We start from the raw sequence: 3,860 nt of genomic DNA, 5'->3' as shown, positions 1-3,860 counted from the left end.
GTAAACTGGTACAACAATATTAGGATACATTCTTCATTGGGATATTTGAGTCCGGTTGCGTATAGAAGCAAACTTCTTAAGGAAGTTGTCTAGTTTAGTGTTGACAGTCCACTTGGCCCCATATGAATAGTTGGTATCTCATCTCGTCCTTGACGTTTATAGGAACGGTGGTCAACCCTTTTTTGAAGATTATTCTCTTTAAGGTATCTATTACATAGGTTGGCAAAATTAGAACGCCACAGCTCTGCATTTAAACGATTATTCCAATCTGTTAATTCTATCTTTCTTGTTTTCTGCCTTCCACTTTTAGTAAGAACTGGTTTTCCATTTTCATCAAAAACATATTCCTTTTTACTTTTCAATCCCCAAGATCCATCTTCATTAAGTGGTCTAACCGTAGTCATAATATGAGCATGAATATTCTGATTTCCCTCCTGACTTTCATCATGTATAGCAAGATCTGCTATCATACCTTTCTTAACAAAATTATCCAATATAAACTCACTTATTAATTTTTTGTTTTCTTCAAGACTTAGTTCTTTTGGTAGTTCAATAATAAAATTTCTGGCTAGCTGAGCATTAATTGCTTTCTCATGTAGTTCGACACTATTCCACAAGATCTTCCTGTCTTTGAATTCTTCTTTAGCATATTCAGGTAAAAATATTTCTTTATAGATTAAGTCTTTTTTATTTTGATAGTCATGAGTTATACCGTCCCATTCATTAGTTATCTTTTCTCTTGCTAAATAGGCCGAACTTGCCACTGCCGATTTTCCTTTTCCTCTACTAATCATTGAAATATTAAAATGAAAACTCTCTGGCATTTTATTCTCCTTTCTTTTTTGCATAAGAAAAAGCAGACAGTTTGCCACAATCTGCTTTAATAAAAATCTTTTTTCCTAGCTCACTGCAAGTGTAAAAGCACCGCAGGTCGCATGGACACCCTTTAGGGTGTATAATTGCGCCCTTAGTAAACTAAGGGATTGATTAACTAACATTTAGAAATACTTTATCTAAGATTTCTTGTATCTCTTCATTGGTTTTATGCTCTGCTCCTTCAATATATGATTCAAGCATGGCTCCACGAACAATCAACCTATGATTTCTTTTTTTTCGTTCTTCTTGATTTAAAACTTGTTGGATTTTCTTCTCTTGATTTCTGAGTTGCTCAAGTTCTTTTTCTACATCAAGCTTTTCTTTAGATAGGTTTTCTATCTTTAGATTTATAGATTTTAGTTGTTTAGTATTGTCCATTTATTTTTCCTCCTTAAAATTGGTACGAAAAAAGCGACTAGAATTTTCTAATCGCTTGGAATATGATTTCTATGCATTTATTATATTTCTTCAATTGTTGTGTCAGGTTCTGCTTCAGTTTCAGTACCGAACAGATATTGAATACTGTCACTTATGTCTGTTATTAGAGATTGGATTGATTCTTGTTCTTCTTCAGAGAATTCATCAGAAACTTCTGGTTGATCAATAGATTTATCTGTATAGATTTGTTTTATCATCTCAACATAATCAAATTCTAATTCAGTTTCTTCTTTCGTTAATATACTTACTCGATTTTTAATTTCATCTTTATAGAATTTTAATTTCACTTGCTCAATCCTCCTTATAGCTTCTAAAATTATATTTTTTCACTCGCTTTTTAATTGAAGGTTTGCCCCCATCAGTTAGTTCAGCTATCCAGTCTAAAACTTTTTTACCTTTTATTTCTGATGCTAACGTGCCAGAATTTACAAATATCTTGCCATCAATATTTTCACAAATTATCAAATTTTGAGCATCTCCTAACATTGGAATTGTAGCATTATGAGATACTAATATAACTTGCTTATCTTCTTTTATTCTTTTTATCATTCCAATTAAATCATGGTTAATATAGTTTGTTGCTAAATTATCTTCCGGTTGATCGATGATAATCGGAGCTGAATTATTGTCATATCCTAATATCAAATCTAATATTACTGCTGACTTCCAGCCAGGACTAAGATTTTTATAATCTTTTCCATCTTTAGTGATAATTTTGTATTCTTTTTTATCTGTTTCTTCTATATCCTTGTAAACTTTGTGTGCCAAATCTGTGTGGGACACGACTTTTGGACGACTTGAAAAATTATTTTTTTCTAGAATTTCTGGTTCTAATTCACTAAACTTTTCAATCCTACTGTTACTAGTTAAATACTTATTTATAGTATTGACTAATTCCTCCTCAGACAGTTTAAATGAATTTTTAATACTAAGCGAATGACCTGCTACATTTATTTCTTTTGTTTCAAACGCTACGTCAAAATTCGATAATTCTTGGCGGGCTTGATAGAATAATTTTAAGTTTTTTAAGGCATCGTAAATATACTTTAGCAAATTCCCTCTATTTTGCTTTATTTGGATTAATTCTCTATTCCTTTCACGCTGATTTCGCTCATAATCATCTAAAGTGTTTTCTATACCTTCTGACAGAGTATAATTAAGTTCAGAAATTAAATATAGGTCATCTAACGCTTTACTAATGTTCTGAATTTCTTCATCCTTACTTTCAACAATAGGGTGATTATTTAGTCTTTCCTTAATTTCTAATAAAGTTCTTTTATATTCTTCTACCTCTGGCTTTGTAATTGAAAGACTGTTCTTTTGCTCTTCATTAGGTTTTAATAGTTCTAATGGACTTTCTTTAATATTCTTAGTTGTAATTAGGTAATTGGGTGAATATATATGAGTTAATTTTTCTTTAAGATCTTCTAATTCCTCTGCACTGTCTAGCAATGAATTTACTAACTCTTTCAGGCTCTTAAGGCTATTTCTAATGCTGGTTAAAGTTTCTTTGTCTTCAGGAAATACATTGTCGATTATTGGAATTTCCCCAATATCATTCTGACTATCATTGATAATTGACATAATGAAATTTTGACTAATATAATACGGATTAATTCCTGTTGGGTTTTCTATCTCAATCTTTTTTACGTTAAAATCATTATATTGTGAATCAGTGAAATCCTTTTTTATCCCCTTTACCAAGCTATCTACTAATAAGGTTTTTCCACTAGAAGAACCTCCAATAACCACATTTAATCCAGGGGTCATATTTACATCTATTTCAATTTTTTCATTAATTAATTTTATTCGCTCAAGAGTTTGAGTCCATTTTTGAGGTGGTTCAGAATTATAAAACAATCTTGACGACTCAGATAATGAAAGCCTCAACCCTTCAAAGCTTGGTTCAGCCAACATCCATGTAGGAGTATAATCCTCAGCATCTTTAGCTTTGGTCTTTGGATATATATAAGGGTTATAGTTATCTGTGCATGTTACTAAATTGACAAACTCACTAATTCCAATTCTTTTAAAATAATTTTTAGTATCCTCAAGCCCTGAACTGCTTCTCGATGTAAATCCATCAAAATGATTATGATAGATACTTTGCTCCATAGAAGTGTCAAATCTAGTTTTCTTTGACGTAGCTTTATTAAATGTTCTATGTGACTGACCACCATGTGGTAGTAATAAAAAGTCATATGAATCAAAAGTATTTATTATTTTTTCAATATTAGGAGTATTCTCATTCTCATCAGTAACAACTTTATCTGGATATAGAAAATCTAATTTTTCATTTATATCATCAATATTTTCTTCTGTAATATCGATATTAAACAGAATATGACAATGATATGGTGGAGCATCTTCATATTTTTTTATATGGAGTTCTACTCCTAATATAACTGAAACATCTTCTTTTAATAAATGTAAATGATAAAGTCCGTATAATGGTGTAAAAAGAAACTTCAAATAAAAATGAGCCAAAATGCTCGTCCTCGGTTAAAATATAAGTACCACACAAATACCTAACTGAGGAGATGAAC

At 30.8% G+C, this 3,860-nt stretch carries 4 protein-coding genes and 1 pseudogene; 1 reads left to right on the top strand and 4 read right to left on the bottom strand.

Features of this window, described 5'->3' with window-relative positions; genetic code table 11:
• A partial coding sequence (locus ACTQ46_RS10985; protein ID WP_441747529.1) for an IS3 family transposase occupies positions 1-93 on the top strand: 93 nt, incomplete at its 5' end.
• Between the two features lie 17 nt (positions 94-110).
• On the opposite strand, the pseudogene mobQ reads toward ACTQ46_RS10985, so the two are convergent.
• The 4 genes and pseudogenes from mobQ to ACTQ46_RS10965 all read right to left on the bottom strand — a co-directional run.
• Positions 111-824: pseudogene (mobQ, locus tag ACTQ46_RS10980) on the bottom strand (MobQ family relaxase); the annotation flags it as partial.
• 163 nt (positions 825-987) lie between these two features.
• The gene (locus tag ACTQ46_RS10975) at positions 988-1,254 is read right to left on the bottom strand and encodes a DUF3847 domain-containing protein (protein WP_441749858.1); all 267 of its coding nucleotides are present in this window, start codon (positions 1,252-1,254) and stop codon (positions 988-990) included.
• Positions 1,255-1,334: 80 nt separating this feature from the next.
• The gene (locus ACTQ46_RS10970) at positions 1,335-1,601 is read right to left on the bottom strand and encodes a hypothetical protein (protein ID WP_441749856.1); all 267 of its coding nucleotides are present in this window, start codon (positions 1,599-1,601) and stop codon (positions 1,335-1,337) included.
• A gap of 4 nt (positions 1,602-1,605) precedes the next feature.
• On the bottom strand, positions 1,606-3,801 hold the full coding sequence (locus ACTQ46_RS10965) for a hypothetical protein (protein ID WP_441749854.1): 2,196 nt from the start codon (positions 3,799-3,801) through the stop codon (positions 1,606-1,608).
• Positions 3,802-3,860: the final 59 nt, after the last annotated feature.

Origin of the sequence: Gallicola sp. Sow4_E12, assembly GCF_052116305.1 — a bacterium.
In the GTDB taxonomy this organism is placed as follows: domain Bacteria; phylum Bacillota; class Clostridia; order Tissierellales; family Peptoniphilaceae; genus JBQKLI01.
The sequence above is the reverse complement of the archived record's forward strand: the minus strand, read 5'-3'. Positions and strand labels throughout refer to the sequence as shown.